The organism is Pseudomonas sp. SWRI99 (assembly GCF_014270125.1).
GTDB classification, from domain to species: domain Bacteria; phylum Pseudomonadota; class Gammaproteobacteria; order Pseudomonadales; family Pseudomonadaceae; genus Aquipseudomonas; species Aquipseudomonas hamedanensis.
Map to the genome: position 1 here is coordinate 1 of NZ_JABWQR010000052.1, position 18,147 is coordinate 18,147.

15 protein-coding genes are annotated in these 18,147 nt (G+C 60.4%); 7 read left to right on the forward strand and 8 right to left on the reverse strand.

Translation table 11 applies throughout. The features are described 5' to 3' along the window. Nucleotides 1–124: 124 nt before the first annotated feature. Together HU743_RS26475 and HU743_RS26480 are read right to left on the reverse strand one after the other, a co-directional pair. Nucleotides 125–1,441, reverse strand: a complete 1,317-nt coding sequence (locus HU743_RS26475; RefSeq protein ID WP_186652276.1) for a PAS domain-containing methyl-accepting chemotaxis protein — start codon at nucleotides 1,439–1,441, stop codon at nucleotides 125–127. Nucleotides 1,442–1,557: 116 nt separating this feature from the next. After that, nucleotides 1,558–2,871, reverse strand: coding sequence for an MFS transporter (locus tag HU743_RS26480; RefSeq protein WP_186652278.1), 1,314 nt, complete (start codon nucleotides 2,869–2,871; stop codon nucleotides 1,558–1,560). A gap of 339 nt (nucleotides 2,872–3,210) precedes the next feature. Between HU743_RS26480 and HU743_RS26485 the strand changes: the two genes are divergently transcribed. The 3 genes from HU743_RS26485 to HU743_RS26495 all read left to right on the forward strand — a co-directional run bounded on the left by HU743_RS26485 (nucleotide 3,211) and on the right by HU743_RS26495 (nucleotide 6,668). Continuing rightward, complete coding sequence (locus HU743_RS26485) at nucleotides 3,211–4,629, forward strand: TIGR00366 family protein (RefSeq protein ID WP_186652280.1); 1,419 nt, start codon at nucleotides 3,211–3,213, stop codon at nucleotides 4,627–4,629. A 159-nt stretch (nucleotides 4,630–4,788) separates the two neighbouring features. Continuing rightward, nucleotides 4,789–5,976, forward strand: a complete 1,188-nt coding sequence (locus tag HU743_RS26490) for a hypothetical protein (RefSeq protein WP_186652282.1) — start codon at nucleotides 4,789–4,791, stop codon at nucleotides 5,974–5,976. 176 nt (nucleotides 5,977–6,152) lie between these two features. Next, a complete protein-coding gene (locus HU743_RS26495) occupies nucleotides 6,153–6,668 on the forward strand; it encodes an SET domain-containing protein-lysine N-methyltransferase (protein WP_186652284.1) in 516 nt (171 codons plus the stop codon). Between the two features lie 18 nt (nucleotides 6,669–6,686). On the opposite strand, the gene can is transcribed toward HU743_RS26495, so the two are convergent. Then, nucleotides 6,687–7,331: a carbonate dehydratase gene (can, locus tag HU743_RS26500; protein WP_007951756.1), complete on the reverse strand. Its 645-nt coding sequence runs from the start codon at nucleotides 7,329–7,331 to the stop codon at nucleotides 6,687–6,689. Nucleotides 7,332–7,472: 141 nt separating this feature from the next. On the opposite strand from can, the gene HU743_RS26505 reads away from it, so the two are divergent. Further along, nucleotides 7,473–7,874 (forward strand): serine kinase/phosphatase, encoded by a 402-nt coding sequence (locus HU743_RS26505; RefSeq protein ID WP_186622822.1) that lies wholly within the window; start codon nucleotides 7,473–7,475, stop codon nucleotides 7,872–7,874. Nucleotides 7,875–7,974: 100 nt separating this feature from the next. Here HU743_RS26505 and rimI read toward each other — a convergent pair whose 3' ends face one another. Both rimI and HU743_RS26515 read right to left on the reverse strand, forming a co-directional pair. Further along, the gene (rimI, locus tag HU743_RS26510) at nucleotides 7,975–8,427 is read right to left on the reverse strand and encodes a ribosomal protein S18-alanine N-acetyltransferase (RefSeq protein ID WP_186636799.1); all 453 of its coding nucleotides are present in this window, start codon (nucleotides 8,425–8,427) and stop codon (nucleotides 7,975–7,977) included. Next, on the reverse strand, nucleotides 8,420–9,166 hold the full coding sequence (locus HU743_RS26515) for an energy transducer TonB (RefSeq protein WP_186652290.1): 747 nt from the start codon (nucleotides 9,164–9,166) through the stop codon (nucleotides 8,420–8,422). The genes rimI and HU743_RS26515 overlap by 8 nt, the downstream gene beginning before the upstream one ends. 232 nt (nucleotides 9,167–9,398) lie before the next feature. Between HU743_RS26515 and mksB the strand changes: the two genes are divergently transcribed. Genes mksB through mksF form a run of 3 tightly spaced genes read left to right on the forward strand, consistent with a single transcriptional unit; the run spans nucleotide 9,399 to nucleotide 14,207 of the window. Continuing rightward, nucleotides 9,399–10,679: an Mks condensin complex protein MksB gene (mksB, locus tag HU743_RS26520; protein WP_161806067.1), complete on the forward strand. Its 1,281-nt coding sequence runs from the start codon at nucleotides 9,399–9,401 to the stop codon at nucleotides 10,677–10,679. Continuing rightward, a complete protein-coding gene (gene mksE / locus HU743_RS26525) occupies nucleotides 10,669–11,370 on the forward strand; it encodes an Mks condensin complex protein MksE (protein WP_186652286.1) in 702 nt (233 codons plus the stop codon). Before mksB ends, mksE begins: the two co-directional genes overlap by 11 nt. After that, nucleotides 11,367–14,207, forward strand: coding sequence for an Mks condensin complex protein MksF (gene mksF / locus HU743_RS26530; RefSeq protein WP_186551141.1), 2,841 nt, complete (start codon nucleotides 11,367–11,369; stop codon nucleotides 14,205–14,207). The genes mksE and mksF overlap by 4 nt, the downstream gene beginning before the upstream one ends. Before the next feature lie 216 nt (nucleotides 14,208–14,423). Here mksF and HU743_RS26535 read toward each other — a convergent pair whose 3' ends face one another. From HU743_RS26535 to HU743_RS26545, 3 genes are read right to left on the reverse strand one after another with little or no spacing between them, the layout of a single operon-like run. Further along, nucleotides 14,424–16,727 carry an MlaD family protein gene (locus HU743_RS26535; protein WP_186652288.1) on the reverse strand — a complete coding sequence of 768 codons (2,304 nt, stop codon included), beginning with the start codon at nucleotides 16,725–16,727 and terminating at the stop codon, nucleotides 14,424–14,426. Then, entirely contained in the window at nucleotides 16,720–17,343 is a 624-nt protein-coding gene (locus tag HU743_RS26540; RefSeq protein ID WP_186551139.1) for a paraquat-inducible protein A, read from the reverse strand. The genes HU743_RS26535 and HU743_RS26540 overlap by 8 nt, the downstream gene beginning before the upstream one ends. Next, nucleotides 17,330–17,989, reverse strand: coding sequence for a paraquat-inducible protein A (locus tag HU743_RS26545; protein ID WP_186551138.1), 660 nt, complete (start codon nucleotides 17,987–17,989; stop codon nucleotides 17,330–17,332). Before HU743_RS26545 ends, HU743_RS26540 begins: the two co-directional genes overlap by 14 nt. Nucleotides 17,990–18,147: the final 158 nt, after the last annotated feature.

The window sequence follows — 18,147 nt, forward strand, 5'->3', positions numbered from 1 at the left end:
GATCGTTCCCACGCTCTGCGTGGGAATGCCGCCCGGGACGCTCCGCGTTCCTTCGTCGGCGTGACGCAGAGCGTCACAGGATGCATTCCCACGCAGAGCGTGGGAACGATCTATCTAGGCGGTGTCAGTGAGAGAGCTGATTGGCAAACTGCCCCACCGCATCCACCACCTTCTGCGCACCGTCCTGAATCTCGACAATCACGGTCCCCGCCTCTGCCGCCAGCGCCAGCCCTTGCTCGGCCTGAAGCTTGCCGTCGGTCATCAGCGCCACGGCGTTACGCGCCATTTCCTGGTTCTGCCGCACCACGCCGATGATTTCATCGGTCGCCTGGCTGGTGCGCGAGGCCAGTTGCCGCACCTCGTCCGCGACCACGGCAAAACCACGGCCCTGTTCGCCGGCACGGGCGGCTTCGATCGCGGCGTTGAGCGCCAGCAGGTTGGTCTGTTCGGCAATGCCGCTGATGGTTTTGACGATGGTGCCGATCACCAGCGATTGTTCGTTCAGTGCTTCGATGCCCTCACCGGCGGCTTGCATGTGGCGTGACAAATCACGCATCACGTTCACCGCTTCGGTGACTACCGTGGTGCCGCGCTGCGCGGTACTGTCAGTTTGTTGCGAGGTGCTGTAAGCAATGCTGGCCGCGTCGGCAACCGCCTGCTCGCGGTTGACCTGATCGGTGATCACCGTGGCGAACTTCACCACTTTGTACAGTTTGTCGTTGGCATCGACCACCGGGTTGTAAGACGCCTCCAGCCACACCGTACGACCATGGCTGTCGATACGCTTGAAGCGGCCTGCGACGAACTCACCGCTGTTCAAACGCCGCCAGAAATTCTGGTACTCGGCGCTGTTGTACTCTTCCGGGGCGCAGAACGTGCGGTGATGTTTGCCTTTGATCTGCGCCAGGCTGTAACCCATGCCGTTGAGGAAGCGGTCATTGGCGCTGAGCACATTACCGTTGAGGTCGAACTCGATCACGGCGGTAGAACGTACCAGTGCACCGATCAGGTTTTCATGCTCGCGGGAGGCTTCGATGGTGCGGGTCAGGTCACTGGCGTAGAACGATATGTGTCTGATCCGCCCATCAGAGGCGCGAACCGGTTGCACGATCGAGCGCAGCCACGCCTCACCGCCATTGCCGCGCAACAGGCGCACGGCGCCGGCGAAATGCTCGCCGCGGGTCATGGCGTTCCTGAAGCGCTGATGGAATTCGTCGGTTTTGACGTGGGCCGGCACGATGTCTTCAATCGCCCGGCCGATCAGGTCCTGGCTTTTGTAGAACATCTCGCTGAGGAAGTTCTGATTGACCGAGCGAATCCGCCCGTCGGGTTCGAGAGTCAGCGCGAGCATTTCGCTTTCCAGGCTTTCCTTCACTTGTACAAGGCTGGAGAGTTCTTCACGGAGAGCGGCCAGCTCTTGCTTCAAGCGTTTATTGAACATAGGGAAAGCACCGATGGCAGGTTTGGAAGCGGCGTACTACCTAGCCATCGGCCTTGGAAGGCTTTTCTGAAGCGATTTTGCGACCCGTCAGTCGAAAATAGCTCGGCGCTTTCGGCTCAGACGGCGCCGGCCGCCTGACACGGTCCCGTGCGCGGCATGCGCGCACCGAAATACGCCGCCGTCAGCATCCCCACCGCGCCCATCCCCGCACAGAACATCACGCAAATCCATGGGCTCCACGGCATCAGACCAATCAGCAATAGCGGTGTGATACTTGCCCACGCGGCGTAGGCAATGTTGTAGGTGAAGGAAATGCCCGACACGCGAATACGCGCCGGGAACAATCCCACCATCACCGACGGGACCGCGCCGACGACGCCGCAGGCGAGGCCCGCCACCGCGTAAGCAATGCCGACCCAGTGGCCACCCGTGATCAGGCAGCCATACAACACGCCAATGCCCAGCGGCAGCAACAGGCTGTACAGCATGACCGTGCGCCACGCGCCAATGCGATCGACCAACAGCCCGGCGATCACGCAGCCGATATTGAGGAAGACGATGCCCAAAGCGCTGAGGCCGAAGGTATGGCTGGCAGTCATGCCGAAGGTTTTCTGCATCATTGTCGGCGTGATCACGACAAACACCACCACCGCCGAAGTCAGCACACAGGTCAGCAGCATCGCCGGCAGCATGGCCAGACGGTGTTCACGCAGCACCGTGCGCAGCGGCAGCTCGATCCGCGCCTCGCGCTGCGCCTCCATGGCCATGAACACCGGGGTTTCGCTGAGCCAGCGACGCAGATAAACGCCGATCACACCGAACACGCCGCCGAGCAGAAAGGGGTAACGCCAGGCGTAGTCGAGGATTTCTTCGGGCGTGAAAACTTGCGCGAGAAAGGTCGCAGTCAGTGCGCCAATCAAGTAACCGAAGGTCAGGCCGGCCTGGAGAAAACCCAAGGCATAACCGCGATGGCCGGTCGGCGCATGCTCGGCAACGAACACCCAGGCGCTTGGTACTTCGCCGCCCACCGCCGCGCCCTGGAGGATGCGCAGCGCCAGCAACAGCAGCGGTGCGAAATAGCCGATGTGGGCGTAGGTCGGCATGATGCCGATCAGCAGGCATGGCAGCGCCATCATCAGGATGCTCAGGCTGAAAACCTTTTTGCGGCCCAGGCGATCGGCAAAATGTGCCATCAGAATCCCGCCTAATGGCCGCGCCAGGTAACCGGTGACGAAGATGCCGAAACTTTGCAGCAGACGCAGCCACTCGGGCATTTCCGGCGGGAAGAACAGTTGACTCAGGGTCAGCGCGAAGAACACGAAAATGATGAAATCGTAGATTTCCAGCGCCCCGCCGAGCGCCGCAAGGCCGAGGGTCTTGTAGTCGGAACGGCTGAATGGTGCCGGTCGGGCTGGGGAGTTGGCAGTCATGACAAAAAACTCAGGCATCGGCAAAAACCAAGGCGCCCATGGTCTACGCAAAAGCACTGATCGACAACCCGTCAGACCATAGTCTCGGTTTGCGAAAACCTGCTCAACAAATGGGCAGCGCTTGATTTACTGTTAGTGCCTGTCTACCGGGTCACAATTTACCAACCACCATGAATCCCTGTGGGAGCGAGCTTGCTCGCGAAGAGGCCGGTACATTCAGCATCACTGTTGACTGACCTGACGCCTTCGCGAGCAAGCTCGCTCCCACAAGGGGCGGTGACATTGCTGAAATTGTGGCCCGCCAGGCCAAAATAACCATAAAAATCCGAGGTACATCCCGTGGCCGTTGATATCGAAGATAGCCGCTCCGCGCGCTTTGCCCTGCGCTGTTCAAGTTTTGCCGAACGCTGGTTTCCCGACTCCTGGGTGTTCGCCGCGTTGGCCGTGATCATCGTTGCCTTGGCCACGCTGGCCATGGGCGCTAAACCCACCGCTGCAGCCATGGCCTTCGGTGACGGCTTCTGGAGCCTGATCCCCTTCACCATGCAGATGGCGTTCGTGGTGATCGGCGGCTACGTTGTCGCCAGCTCACCGCCCGCGGTCAAACTGATCGACAAGCTGGCGCGCATCCCGAAGAACGGTCGCTCCGCCGTAGCCTGGGTAGCGCTGATCTCGATGGTCGCGTCTCTGCTCAACTGGGGCCTGTCGCTGGTGTTCGGCGGGCTGCTGGTACGCGCCCTCGCCCGCCGCACCGATCTGAAAATGGATTATCGCGCCGCCGGTGCCGCCGCCTATCTGGGCCTCGGCGCTGTGTGGGCGCTGGGCTTGTCGTCATCGGCCGCGCAGTTGCAGGCCAACCCTGGCAGCCTGCCGCCGTCGATTCTATCGATCACCGGGGTGATTCCGTTCACCGAAACCATTTTCCTCTGGCAGTCCGGCGTCATGCTGCTGGCGCTGATCGTTATCTCGATCATCATCGCCTATGCCACTGCCCCCGGGCCGAACTCGGCACGTGACGCCAAGGCCTGCGGCATCGACCCGGCCATCAATCTGCCGCCGCTGCAACCGCGCACCCGCCCGGGCGAATGGCTGGAACACAGCCCGTTGTTGATCATTGTGCTGGTGCTGCTGGCGGCCGGATGGCTGTTTCATGAGTTCTCGACGAAACCGGCGATTACGGCGATTTCCGGCCTGAACACCTACAACTTCCTGTTCATCATGCTTGGCGCACTGCTGCACTGGCGCCCGCGCAGCTTTCTCGATGCCGTGGCCCGCGCGGTACCGACCACCACCGGCGTGCTGATCCAGTTTCCGCTGTATGGCTCGATTGCCGCGCTGATGACCACGGTCAAAGGCGCAGACGCACAGACCCTGGCCCATCACATTTCAACGTTTTTCGTCAGCATCGCCTCCCACGACACCTACGCGTTGCTGATGGGCGTGTACTCGGCGATTCTCGGCTTTTTCATTCCGTCGGGCGGCGGCAAGTGGATCATCGAAGCGCCGTACGTGATGCAAGTCGCCAACGACCTGCAATACCACCTCGGCTGGGCGGTGCAGATCTACAACGCCGCCGAAGCATTGCCGAACTTGATCAACCCGTTCTACATGCTGCCGCTGCTCGGCGTGCTCGGTTTGAAAGCGCGGGACCTGATCGGCTTCTCGTTCGTGCAATTGCTGGTGCACACGCCGCTGGTGCTGCTGTTGCTGTGGGCACTGGGGACGACATTGGCGTATACGCCGCCGGTGATGCCGTAACACGAATGCGTTCAGACCTGTGGAAGAGAGCGCTCGCTTGCACAGGTCTGGCATCAAATCGTTGGAATCCACAACCAACCGCTTTCCTGTCAAACATAGCTGATCCACTATGAAGCGCCCCCACGTTCGCGGGGAACCCACGCTGAAAAGGATCTGAGCATGTTCAAACTCGCAGGACTTACCCCCGCCGCACTGGCCCTCACCGCACTCACGTTGAGCGTCGCCGCCCACGCCGATGTCGACCTGAAGCTGGGCAGTACCGAGCGCGTCACCCGCCTCTTCGCCTACCCCAACAACTGCAGTGTGATCTGCTTCCGCAACTGGACGCTGGAGCAGACCGTCGCCCATTACCTGAGCCAGAGCGTACAGCGCGACGGTTATCCCGATGCAAAAGTGCGGGTGAAAACCGATAACGATCAGCTCTACGCCGAAATCACCGGCGTGCCTGCGGGCTACGACAAGCCGCTGTCCGCGCTGCTCGATGCCGGCGACCTGGCCTATAGCGGTGCAAGCAAGCTCAACGCCGATGGCAAGTGGGCTTACAGCTGGTACCTGTTCCTGCCGCTGGGCATGGCCCTGGAAAACCGCAAAAGCATCGAGTTGCTGCACTTCCCGCCGGATTACTCCCTGACCCAGGCGCAGGACTACCTGCGCTCCAACACCACCGATCGCTGGGCAACGCTGCTCACCGACAACGGCATCCCGGCGGATCAGACGCCGGCGTTCCAGACCATCATCGACATCGCCCCGATTGCCGCGCCGTCCAACGCCGGCAGTGATCTGGAAGGCGTTTATGCTTACTTCAAGGATTACCAGACCACGCTGGTCAAGCAGTTCAGCCAGACCGCCAGCGGCACAACGCTGCCGATGGTTGCGTTCGGCGCACCGGTGCGTAACTGGATCAAGCAGCAATACGGGCCGACGGTGGCTGTACTGGGGCTGGCGACCATCAGCCCGAGCGAAGGGGTGAACGTGCCGGTGCTGGGTTCCAACCACCCGAGCTATATCTGGTACGCCGCCGACCCGAAGAGCTACACCGGCGACGACGCCCAGGCCAAGGCTGACGCGGCGGGCCTGCGCGTCATGGGACAGGATTTGAGTGCGGCTTGCTGGCAGGCGGGAATGGGCAGCAAACCGGGCAGCAACCCTTCCGCTCTGCTCAATAGCTGCACGCAGACCTGGCAAGTCACTCAGAAGGTCAAAACCTGCGAATTGTTCTACACCTCGATCCGCAATCTGACCCCGGAGCAGGCCGCCACCCAGTGCGCGAGCACGCCGGTCAAAGCGCAACTCCAGCAACTCAGAGCGCCTCTGCCAACACCGGCCGTTGCAGCGCCGCACCTGTAACCGCTTCAGTGTGGTTCCCGTGTCGGCAAAGGCTGACGCGGGAATACGCCTAAATCGCCTGTCAGATCTGACAGTAGACCGGCTATACCTAATGCGACAAGATTGGATCCAAGTGATACGCAAGTTGACAGGACGTCAACCGAGGAAGTCGCAATGGCATTGCGACAAGGATCGTGATGAATACCCACGCCATGGCTTCAACCGCACCACCGGATACCAAAGGTATCTATCCGTTCGCCGGCCTGCCCGTGCGTCTCGGTTTTCCTTCCAGCAGCGATTTTGAAATCGTCCACGACGACGGCGGCCACGGGATAGCGGTGGCAACGCGCCGTGAATTCCTGCAAGCGCGGCGAATGTGCAGGGTTTCCGGTCAATTATTGCCCTACCGCTGCCGACACACGCGGCAATTGCTGGCCGGCATTCATGTCTACGATCCGCGCTTCTGCGGATTGCTCCAGCACGCCTGCGATCCCAACGTCTTTCTCGACGTGAGCGAGTTATGGCTATGGGCGCTGAAAGATATCCACAGCGGCGAACGCTTGACCATGGATTACGCCACCACCGAAGACAAACTGCTGCGCCAGTTCGCTTGCCAGTGCGGTTCGCCACGTTGCCGCGGGTGGATCACCGGTTACGACGAACCACCCACGATCGAGGGCCTGCATTTTCTGCAACGCTGGCGCTGCCGATGATCACATTGAACGGTGCGATCAAGGCGCGCCGACCGGACGCAGGCGATACTGCGGCGGCAACTGCTCGAAACCGCTGATGGTCGTATTCAGGCTTTTCCAGCGGCCGTCCTTGATGCCATAGATGCAGCCGTGGATCGACAGGCTCTGCCCGCGATGCCAGGCGTTCTGGATGATGCTGGTGTGCGCGACATTCGCCACTTGCTGGATCACGTTGAGTTCGCACAGACGATCAACCTGCTCTTCTTCGGTCGGCAACTTGGCCAGCTCTTCGCGCTTCTCGTAATACAGATCGCGGATCGAACGCAGCCAGCCGTCGATCAGGCCGAACTGGCGATCCTGCATCGATGCGCGCACGCCGCCGCAGCCGTAGTGACCGGTGACAAGGATGTGTTTGACCTTGAGCACGTCAACCGCGTACTGGATCACCGACAGGCAGTTGAGGTCGGTGTGCAGCACCACGTTGGCAACGTTACGGTGAACGAACAGATCCCCCGGCAGCATGCCGACGATTTCGTTGGCTGGCACGCGTGCGTCGGAGCAACCGATCCACAGGTATTCCGGGGTCTGCTGGCGCGCCAGTTTGGCGAAGAAATCCGGGTCTTCCTTGGTGATCGCGTCAGCCCAACGCTCGTTGTTATCAATCAGGTCTTGTAAATCGTGCATGTGTAAGGCCTCAAGAAAGATGCGCTGGTATGACAGACAACCGCCCGTCGGGGTCACGCCATCATCGCAAAGTGTTTCCGTTGGAATTCTTGCGCGCCCGGTGAGTCCACCTCAGTAAGGCCCACAGTACGAGGAATTGCCATGACTGATTCACGACGCCCTTATGATGCGGTGCAACCGGAGCCCATCGATGATAACGAAGACCGCATGGGTTCGGTGCGTGAGCTGGATTTTGACGACGAGGAGACCGCGAAGATTGGTGATGAGCTGCCCGAGCGTGAACGCGACCAACTGATGCCCCGTGAGCGCGTGCGCGAGGCGGGCATGACGGGCGCGTCGATGGATGATCGTCAGCCCACCGACGATGATATGAGCCCGGAAACCCTGATTCGCGACGATGGCGCCCGGGATGCCGAGGAAATCGGCGAGGGTGAGCAGGCGGATTGGGACTTGAGTGTGGTCGATGAGAATGACATCGGCGGGGGTGACGGGCTGGATGAAGCTGAGATGGCGGATCTTGATCCGCTGGATGGCAAGCGCTGATCGGCGGCGCCTGATAAATCGCTATCGCGAGCAGGCTCACTCCTACAGGGGAACGCATTCCAAATTGTAGGAGTGAGCCTGCTCGCGATGCCTTTAAGGGCTAATCCACAAGGGTGCAGGCCATGACCACTGCATCCTCGCGCCCACCCACCGCCGGATAATAATCCCGACGCCGGCCAATCTCGTTGAAGCCATACCGTTCGTACAACTTGAATGCCGCCGTATTGCTGTCACGCACCTCAAGAAAACACTCCCGGGCCTCGGCCGCATACGCACGCGACATCAAATGCTCGAGCAACGCCAGCCCCAGGCCGCGCCCCTGATTTTCCGGCTTCACGGTGATATTGAGCAGGTGTGCCTCATCGAGAATGATCTGCACCACACCGTGCCCAACCTGCTGCTGCCCTTCGAACATCAGCCAGATCTGGTATTTGCCCAGTCCATCAAGAAAAATCCCCCGAGTCCACGGATGACTGTACGCGGCGTATTCGATTTTCAGCACTGCCTCGAGATCCGCCTCGGTCATCGGACGGAAGGTTACCGCGTCACTCATTCGATTCTTTCCAGCGCGCCATCAGCCGACGCATGGCTTGCCACACAGCGGCCTTGCGCTGGGGCTCTTCCATTAACAATTCCAGACCGGGAATGGCCCAGGCCGAACCGAGACCTTCGATCTGCAATTCACGATTGAATGCTTCGGCGTCCGCTTCACCGGCAAACCGCACCGCCGGCAGACCGATCAGCCAGAGGCAGGCGCATGGCGCCGCTTCCATTTGCACGGACAGGAAGCCCTGAACGAAGTCACGCGCCGCTTCCGGGCCTTGATCCAGCGTGCCGCGGTTAAGCCATGGCCAGCGCACCGGCTCGCCGACAATCTGCGGCGCATCCGGCAGACCGGCGGCGCGCAACATGTCCTTGAGCAGCAGATACGCCGGATCGCGGCTCTGGAACGCTTCGCCTGTGGGTAACTCGACCAGCAGCAGACAGCGTCCGGCGCGCAGCAGTTGCAGGGCAAAACGCGGCGGCGGCACCGGCGCTGGCTTGACAACCACAGGCGTGTCGTCGACCACCTCCACCGGTTTGGCGCCGTTTCGGGTACTGGCCAACGACGGACGCGGCACTTCGATTTTCGGCCGCTCGGGCGTACGCGCGGCAGGGGCTACCGGCGCTTCGGCCTGAGGCGCCGGCACAACCGCAACCTCGACCTCAGGCTCGGGCATCTGCAGCAGCTCGGGCCGCGACGGTGCGGCGAAAGGCAGTTCGGTGCGCGGCAGCCAGTTGACCACCTGCATGGCGTTCAAATAGGCGCGGCGGCGGGACTCGATAAGCAAGGGTCGGCCACTTGTGGATAACGGAAAGTGTGCTGATTCTACCGCCCTTCGTTCAAGATCGCCCGTTGTTGATCGACACTCTTTGTCGACGCGCTTTAAGCAAAGAATGCGACAGCCCGTCCCGAGAGTGAATCGACACGCCTGCGATGCAGTACAATCGCCGCTTTTAATCGCCAACCAGCCGGCCATTCCGATGATCGAACCCAAGCGCGTCTTGCGCGCCCTCGCTGAACACTGGGCACTTCTGGAGCCACTGTGCGAGCACTTCGACCAAGGCACCCTGAGCCTCAACGAACTGCGCACGCAACTGGCCGCCCAACAACTCGACAGCACGCCGCAGGACATCACCAGCCTGCTCGACGTGTGGATCCGCCTCGATATTCTGGTTCCGGTGGCGAAAAGCCCGAACCGCTTCGAGCTGAACGCGCAAATTCATGACTTCCTTGCCTATCTGCGCCGCGAACACCGTTTGGGACTGTGCCTGGAGATCGAAGCCTACCTGCGTCACCTCGAACGTCTGGCCGGTTATATCCAGGACGCGTTCGACGTTCGCGACGGCAACGACCTCGCCCGCCAGTTGCGTCTGCTCGACATGCGCGTGCGCGACGTCCTGAAGAAACTCGACAACGACGAACAGGCGCTGGTGGCGGTCGCCGAACGGGCCAAGACCAGCGACCGGCAGATTCCGCTGCGTCAGCGTTATGCCGAAGTGCTGGCGACGTGGGACGAATACGTCGAACCGATGATCGATCTGGTCAACGCCGACGGCGCCTTCGAACAAGGCGTACGCAAGGTCGAAACGGTATTGCTGAAAATGCTCAGCGAACAGCAGCGCCTCGGCCATCTGGTCGATGACGACATGCTCCTGCGCACCCACGCGCGCATCCTCGAAATGCAGACCAGCGCGCAACTGACCCTACGCCATGCCCGCGAACTGCTGCTGCCGCTGCGTGAAGAAGCGCGCCGGCACAACGCCGTGACCCGTGGCGCCGCACTGGCGCTGGCAGCGATTCGCCGTAAAGGCATCGACGCCGTACCGCAGGCGGCGATGCCCCTGTTCACCCGCCCGCAAAGCACTTTCCTCGGCAGCGCCAGTCAGGTCGAAGCTTACGTTTACGCCTTGGCGCGTTTCGAGCCGAAACCGGCGCGTTTCCCCAAGGCGCACAAGACACAAAAGACTGGCGATGCTCCACGCGCGCCACGCACCGTGCGCGAGATGGTCGACCGTTGTGAAGAATCCCTGCCGATGCCGGATCTGATGACCTGGCTGCTGGAGCAGGAACCTGACGGGGCCACCGACGAATTGCTTTACTGGTTCTCGCGCCTGTCGCGGGAAAAACGCTTCAAGCGCGAGCGTCTGGAACGCCGCGAATACCACACTCACGAGCATCAGGTCAGCCTGCGCTCCTTCGCCCTGCTCTCGGCCAGCGACACTGCCGCCGAGGATTCTGCGAGCATCCCCCATGCATCTTGATCTTTCCGAACTGTCGCAACTGGCGCCGATCTTCCGCGAGTTGTTCAAGGGTTACCACGTCAGCCGCCGTGATCCCGAGCTGTACGCACAACTGTCAAATTTCCAGGACCAGTACCGCACGCTGTTCAAGGCGTTGGGCTTTGAACTGGTCTGCGACACCCGTGGTTTCTATTACTTCGTGCCAGACATGGCCGCCGCCGCGGTGAACAAGACCGCCCAACGTCTGGCGCTGTTCACCTTCATCCTCGTCGAGCATCTGGCCGACCAGGGCCGCGACCCGATCGCCGTGCTTGATGGCGGCAGCCTCGGCCGCGAAGAACTCCCGTCGCTGCTGGACAAGTACCGCGACCTGTTCATTCAGGCCGAAGTGCAGACCGTCGAAGAACTCGAAGAAAAGATCATGCGCCGCATGACCCAGCTCGGTTTCGCCGGCGAAGAGAACGGCGTGTACCGCTTCCTGCCGCCGATGCACCGCTTCCTCGACGTGTGCCTGTCGGTGCAGCAGGACCGCGATCTGGCCGCCAGCGTACACAGCGTCCTGCCGCTGCCGGCGCCGGTGCTGATCGACGAAGAAGCCGAAGCGAAATTCCTCGAAACCGACGATCCGCTCGACCTGAGCGAATTTGAAGAAGAAAGCGACGAAGACGCACTGGCCCGCGCCATTGCCGAAGAACAGGAGTCCGACGCATGAGCCAGGAACGCTACGGCATCCGCCGCTTTGCCCTTTTGAATACCGCCGGTTACAGCCTCGGCCTGTTCCCGCTGGAAGAACCGCTGTCGGTCTACGGCGCGAACAACCTCGGTAAATCGGCGTCGATCAACGCTTTGCAGTTTCCGATTCTGGCGCGCATGTCAGACATGAGTTTCGGCAAGTACAGCCTCGAACAATCGCGGCGTTTCTACTTTGCTTCCGACACCAGTTACATCCTCGTCGAAGTCAACCTGCCCCACGGCCCGCATGTGATCGGTGTGGTCGGCCGTGGCCCGGGCGGTGGTTTCGGTCACCAGTTCTTCGCCTATGCCGGCAAGCTCGATCTGGCCCATTACCAGAAAAACGACACCTGCCTGCGCCAGAAAGAACTGTTCAGCAATCTCGAGAAAGAAGGCCTCAAAGCCTACGAACTCAAGCCGGACGAACTGCGCCGTTTGCTGGTCGGCGGTCACACTTCGATCCCGCTCGACCTGACGCTGATCCCGCTGCGTTCGACCAGCGAACAGAGCCTGAAAACTTTCCGTGCGCTGTTCATCAACTTGCTGCACATGCGCGAAATCACCGCGGCCAAGCTCAAGCAACTGTTCCTCGATGCTTTCGAGCACAGCTTGCGTTCCGGCAGCGTCGATTACATCGCCGCGTGCGAAGAAGCCTTCCGCGATGTGCGGCGCATGGAGCAGGATTACAACTCGCTGGTGGCTGCCGGCCCGTTGGTTGAAGCGTTGGCCAACGGCGTGAAGCAGCGCGACGTGCTGCGCGGCAAATTGCATCGCCTGTCGCCGCTGCTCGATTCCTTGCTCGGCACCTGGTCAGACTACGCGACTGCGCGTAAGGAAGAGCTGACCATTCAGGCCGAACATTACCGCCGCGAGCAGGACGATCTGCAAAACGATCAGCGCGGCGGCACACAGGAACTGATGCGCCTGGAGCGCGAGATTTCCGGTATTCAGCGCTGGCTCGGCGAGCTGTCGGTATTGAAAAACCGCTTCGCCCTGGTCGATGACGTCAAAGTGCTCGAGCAGCAATTACTCGCCGCGAAAGATGCCCACGACGAACTGGCCGGTGCCTTGGCGCAGTCGCGTCAGTTCAGCGCCGAAGATCTCGAAGAGCGCCTGCGCGATCTGGAAAAACGCCTGAAGTCGGTGAAGCAGCAACTCGATCACGCCGACAACAACAGCTACGCGCGCCTGCGCGAAGAGTTTTCGCAACAGGACGTCGAGCGTCTGATGCGCCTGTTCAACAGCGCACTGTTCAGCCTGCCGCTGGGCGAACACGGCATTACCCTCGATGAGAACGGCGAGTGGGTCAAATCCGTCGAGCTGATTCTTGATGGCTTCAAAGGCGAGCGTTTCGAAGTGCCGGGTCTGTCCATCGACATCTCGCACATCGAGCCGCCGGCTCTGCAAGCGCTGGCCGACCGCGCCGCGCTGCGCGATCAGAAAGAGCGTCTGGAAAAAGAACTCAAGCAACTGAAAACCCAGCAAGCCGTGGCCGCCGACCGCGCCGCGAGCAAGACCCAGACCGAGGCGCTGTATCAACAAGTGCTGGACGCGCAGAAAGCCCTGGAAGATTTCCGTCGCACCCAGACCCTGAGCGCCGAAGAAGGCGACAAGCTCGAACAACTGGCGCAGATGGAAGCCGCGCAGGACGAACTCAAGCGCTCCAGCGACGCCTTCACCGAGCGCGTCCAGCAACTGTCGGCCAAGCTGCAACTGGTCGGCCGGCAGATCGCTGACATGGAAGCCAAGCAACGCACTCTCGACGATGCATTGCGCCGTCGTCAGCTGCTGCCGGCGGATCTGCCGTTCGGCACGCCGTTCATGGATCCGGTCGATGATTCGATGGACAACCTGCTGCCGCTGCTCAACGACTATCAGGACAGCTGGCAGGGCCTGCTGCGTGCCGACGGCCAGATCGAAGCGCTGTATGCGCAAGTGCGCCTCAAAGGCGTGGCCAAGTTCGACAGCGAAGACGATATGGAGCGGCGTCTGTCGTTGCTGATCAACGCTTACGCGCACCGCACCGATGAGGCCCTGACCCTAGGCAAGGCGCGCCGCGCCGCAGTCACCGACATCGCCCGGACCCTGCGCAACATCCGCAGCGACTACGACAGCCTCGAGCATCAACTGGCGCTGTTCAACCGTGAGATCAACAAGCGTCAGGTTTCCAACCTGCAGAGCTTCCGCATCGTCCTTGCGCCGAACAAGGAAGCGCTCAAGCATATCGACCAGATCATCCACAGCGCCGGCCAGTACGAAGAAGGCGAAACGCTGTCGGTATTCGACCTGAGCCAGAGCGCCGAGCAGGACAACAAGAACGAAGAGGCCAAGGAATACCTGGCGCGGCTGGTGGCGGCAAACCACAACCAGCTCGGTCTCAAGGACTTGTTCGAACTGGCCTTCGAGATCACCAAGGTCAATGGTCAGCCAGTGATCCACACCGACATCGACGGCGCGGCATCCAACGGTACGACCATGACCATCAAGGCGTTGACCAACATGTACTTGTTGCTGCACTTGATGGACCGCGATCTGGCCGGCCGCGTGCGTCTGCCGTACTACCTCGACGAGGCGGCGGACATCGACGAGAAAAACCAGGCGGCCTTGCTGGAAACCAGTCTGCAACTGGGCTTCGTGCCGATTCTGGCGAGCGTGAAGCCGCAGGTCTGCGCCAGTGTCGCGATTGACCTGGAAGGCGGCAGCGGCCCGGCGGGGATCTACATTGATGAGGCGGACTGGAAGTACATCCGCCGGCATGATGCGGTCAAGGCCACGTTGAATGTTCAAGCGGATGAGCCGGAGCTGGATGCGGTTTGATCGGCGTTAACTGAAAACAAAAAAGGGCCGCGATCTGTTGGGATCGCGGCCCTTTTTTATGGCTTTCGGATTTTGGTTGATTCGGATGGCCTCTTCGCGAGCAAGCCCGCTCCCACAAGGATTAATGGTGTACACCGATTTGGGGTTTACCCAAAGAACCTGTGGGAGCGGGCTTGCCCGCGAAGGCGTCCGCACAGACGCCTCATGAACAACAGGTTACTTACCCAGCTGAATCTTCGGCGCCCAAGTCAGCCACTCATCCTCAAACTTGTCGAACAACGGGAATGTCTGCTCGGCCCGCGCCGCATTGCCCATGCGCTCGCCGTCCGGGGTGGCGAAAGCGATACCGCCCTGAATCAGCGTCTCCAGCGACTCGGTTCGCACCGTCACACCTTTGAACAAACCGTAATCGAAACCTACGCCACTGGTGTTCCAGAACCGACTGCCGCTGCGCACCAGCGGCGCGTACTTCGGCTCGATCAGAATGTGCACCAGCACGCGATCCGCGGTCTGCCCCAGTTCATATCCGGTCACCTTGCCGACCGTGATTTCACGGTAAGTCACCGGCACGCCTGGTTTCAGCGAGCCGCGACGGGCAGCGCTCAATACCAGACTCAGGCCGGCTTCCTGCCGGGTGATTTCCGGCGCTTGCGCCAAGGCGACAAAGTTTTTCTGCGGCCCGAGATTTTTCACCGCGGGCTGTACCTCGATGTATTTACCGGTGACGAGGGTTTCCAGATTTTCAGTCTTGATCAGCCCCAATTCCGGCTTGACCACCCAGAACTGACTGCCCACGCGGGCGATCTTGTCCGGCACCTCGATGATCCGCGCAGTGAGGATCACCGACTGCAGATCGTCGGTCAGATCGACACTTTCGATCTTGCCGACATCCAGCCCCTTGAAGCGGACCGGCGTGCCGCTGCGCAGGCCATCGGCGCGGTCGACCTTGATCGTGACCACCGCACCCTTCTGATTGGCATCGTCATGGCTGGCGAACAGACGGAAGCGCGGGATACGCTTTTGCAGCGGCGCCTTGGCCTGCGGTGTTTCAAAAGCGATGCCGCCGGCCATCAGGGTTTGCAGTGACTCACTTTTCACCTGGATGCCACCGGTCAGGCCGCCTGTCAGCGTTATGCCGCTGACGTTCCAGAAGCGCGTCGACGCGTTGACCAGATTCTCGTATTCCTTCTCGATGTGCACACCGATGACCACTTGCTGACGGGTCCTGGAGAACTGATAGCTCTGCACCGAACCGACCTTGACCTGCTTGTACAGAATCGGGCTGCCGACTTCGATCGAGCCGAGGGCATCGGTAAACAGCACCAGGTGCAGGCCCGGCGAACGCAGATCCAGCGGCGGCGCCTTGGGTCGTGCCTCGAACTCGCGCTTCGGCGCCGCGCCTTTATCACCGGGGCGCACTGCGATGTAGTTACCCTTCACCAACGCTTCCAGGCCAGTGATGCCGGCCAGGGAAATCGACGGTTTGACCACCCAGAACTGCGTGCCATCGACCAGATAATCTTCAGCCAGCGGATCGAGGGTCAGCTCGGCGGTGGCGCTGTTCAGGTCCGGATCGACCTTGAGCGCCTTCAGATTGCCGACCTGAATGCCTTTGTACATCACCGGCGTGCGGCCGGCCTGCAGACCTTCGAAGTCGCTGAGTTTGACCTTGACGCGAATGCCGGCAGCGGCGGCGTCAAAGTCCTCATACAGGCGGAACGGCAGGCTTGGATCAGTCGGTGGACTGTCCTTGCGATTCTCCGGGGTCGCGAACGCGATACCGCCAGCGACGATGCTCGCCAGCGATTCGCTGCGCACTTTCACCCCGGACAGGTTGGCGTCGATACTGATGCCGCTGGCGTTCCAGAAGCGCGTGTGTTTGCGCACCAGTTTGGCGTAAGTCGGCTCGATGAAGACTTTGAGTTCTACCGTGCTCTGGTCTTCCGAGAGCAGGTAACTTTTGATCTGACCCACTTTGATCTGCTTGTAGAACACCGGACTTCCACGGCTCAGCGAACCGAGCCGATCTGCCTTAATGGTCAGGTGCAAGCCTGGCTGGGCGTCAGACAGCGGCGGCTCTTCGGCGAGCGCCTTGAACTTGCGCACGGGTTCGCCTTCCCCGGGGCTGATCGCCACGTAGTTACCGGACACCAGCGTTTCAAGCCCGGTGATACCGGCCAGGGTCACGCTCGGTTTGACCAGCCAGAAACGCGTGCTGGTCTTGAGGTATTGCCCGACATCCTTGTTCATCTCGATAGTGGCGATCACCCCTTTGGAGTTGCCTTCATCGTCGAGTTTGAGGGTCTTGACCTTACCGACCGACATGCCTTTGTACATGACCTCGGTCTTGTTGGCCTGGATGCCTTCACCGCTTTCGAAACGCACCTGGATCTCGATACCGGTCTCGGACCAGGCACGCCAGCCAAGCCAGCCGCCGATGATCAGCGCAATCAGAGGCAGTACCCAAATGGCAGACCAGTTGGAAGCCGGTCGGGTTTTCGCTACAGGCAAATCAGTCATGGTCGTCGTCCGACTCCGTGTTATCCCAAATCAGTCGGGGATCGAAAGTTACTGCGGCGAGCATCGTCAGGATCACCACACTGGCGAAGGCGATGGCGCCAAGGTTGGCTTCGACACTGGCTAGCCGGCCGAAGTTGACGACCGCCACGAGAATGGCGATCACAAAAATATCGAGCATCGACCAGCGGCCAATGAACTCAATGAAGCGGTACATCCAGATGCGCTGGCGGGCCGACAACGGCTGACGTCGCTGCACCGAAAACAACAACAGCGCGATACCGACCAGTTTGAAAGTCGGCACGAGAATACTGGCGATGAACACCACGGCGGCGATCGGAATCATGCCGTGCTGCACCAGTTGAATCACCCCGGACATGATCGTGCTCGGATCCCCCTGGCCCAGCGAACTGACCGTCATGATCGGCAGCACATTGGCGGGGATGTAGATAATCGCTGCGGTGATCAGCAAGGCCCAGGTTCGCGCCAGGCTGTTCGGCCGGCGCGCGTGGACCAATGCACCGCAGCGGGTGCAGGTTTGCTCATCGGTGTCCGCGGCCTGTCTGTTCAATTCGTGACATTCGATGCAAATCAGAATGCCCGCATCAATCGCCCGCATGAGCATCTTCTCCTGATAACGCCTGCCAGATCTGATGCGGTGACATCACCACTTCCAGCCAGACCTGGACCAACAACAAACCAATGAAACACACCAGGCCCAGGCCAACAGTGATCGCTGCCATATCCGCCAACTTGACGATCGCCACCAGCACACCCATGAGGTAGACCTCAAGCATCCCCCAATCTTTGAGGTGGTGATAAATGCGATACAGCAGCAAGCCGTAGCTGCGGCCGACGTTAAAACGAATGGTCAGCAAAACGAACAACTGACACAACAACTTCACCAGCGGTATGGCCATGCTGCACAGAAAGACAACAATCGACACACCCTTCATGTCCGTGTTGAACAGGCCGAGTACGCCACTCCAGACCGTATCCTGGGAAGATTGTCCGAGGATGTTGAGTTGCATGATGGGTAAAAAATTTGCCGGGATGTACAGCAGCAATGCTGCGATCACCAAGGCAAGGCTGCGCTGCACCACGTTATGGCGGTGGGCATATAATTCATAACCGCAGCGTGGGCAGAGTGCTTTTTCGCCGTGGGCAAGTTGTGGCTTGCGCATCAGCAGGTCGCACTCATGACAGGCCACCAAGTCTTCCAGCGGTAAATCTGACAGCCCGGGGGCGTCAACCGACTCTGACATACAGGCTCTGGCTCCGAATAAGGTGGGGCTATTCTAGTGTTCTGCTTCGAAAATAACTGTGCAATTTTGTTCGTCATTACGAGCAAAACTTTCTCGCAGGCAAAACAAAACCCCAACTGCTTTCGCAATTGGGGTTTCGGAATTTAATCTTGACGATG

Coding starts and splice junctions, on each gene's coding strand:
- mksB (WP_161806067.1), top strand. CDS start 9,399: ATGATCGAACCCAAGCGCGTCTTGCGCGCCCTCGCTGAACACTGGGCA.
- HU743_RS26480 (WP_186652278.1), bottom strand. CDS start 2,871: ATGACTGCCAACTCCCCAGCCCGACCGGCACCATTCAGCCGTTCCGAC.
- mksE (WP_186652286.1), top strand. CDS start 10,669: ATGCATCTTGATCTTTCCGAACTGTCGCAACTGGCGCCGATCTTCCGC.
- HU743_RS26540 (WP_186551139.1), bottom strand. CDS start 17,343: ATGCGGGCGATTGATGCGGGCATTCTGATTTGCATCGAATGTCACGAA.
- can (WP_007951756.1), bottom strand. CDS start 7,331: ATGCACGATTTACAAGACCTGATTGATAACAACGAGCGTTGGGCTGAC.
- HU743_RS26475 (WP_186652276.1), bottom strand. CDS start 1,441: ATGTTCAATAAACGCTTGAAGCAAGAGCTGGCCGCTCTCCGTGAAGAA.
- HU743_RS26505 (WP_186622822.1), top strand. CDS start 7,473: ATGACTGATTCACGACGCCCTTATGATGCGGTGCAACCGGAGCCCATC.
- HU743_RS26495 (WP_186652284.1), top strand. CDS start 6,153: ATGAATACCCACGCCATGGCTTCAACCGCACCACCGGATACCAAAGGT.
- HU743_RS26545 (WP_186551138.1), bottom strand. CDS start 17,989: ATGTCAGAGTCGGTTGACGCCCCCGGGCTGTCAGATTTACCGCTGGAA.
- HU743_RS26515 (WP_186652290.1), bottom strand. CDS start 9,166: ATGCAGGTGGTCAACTGGCTGCCGCGCACCGAACTGCCTTTCGCCGCA.
- HU743_RS26535 (WP_186652288.1), bottom strand. CDS start 16,727: ATGACTGATTTGCCTGTAGCGAAAACCCGACCGGCTTCCAACTGGTCT.
- rimI (WP_186636799.1), bottom strand. CDS start 8,427: ATGAGTGACGCGGTAACCTTCCGTCCGATGACCGAGGCGGATCTCGAG.
- HU743_RS26490 (WP_186652282.1), top strand. CDS start 4,789: ATGTTCAAACTCGCAGGACTTACCCCCGCCGCACTGGCCCTCACCGCA.
- mksF (WP_186551141.1), top strand. CDS start 11,367: ATGAGCCAGGAACGCTACGGCATCCGCCGCTTTGCCCTTTTGAATACC.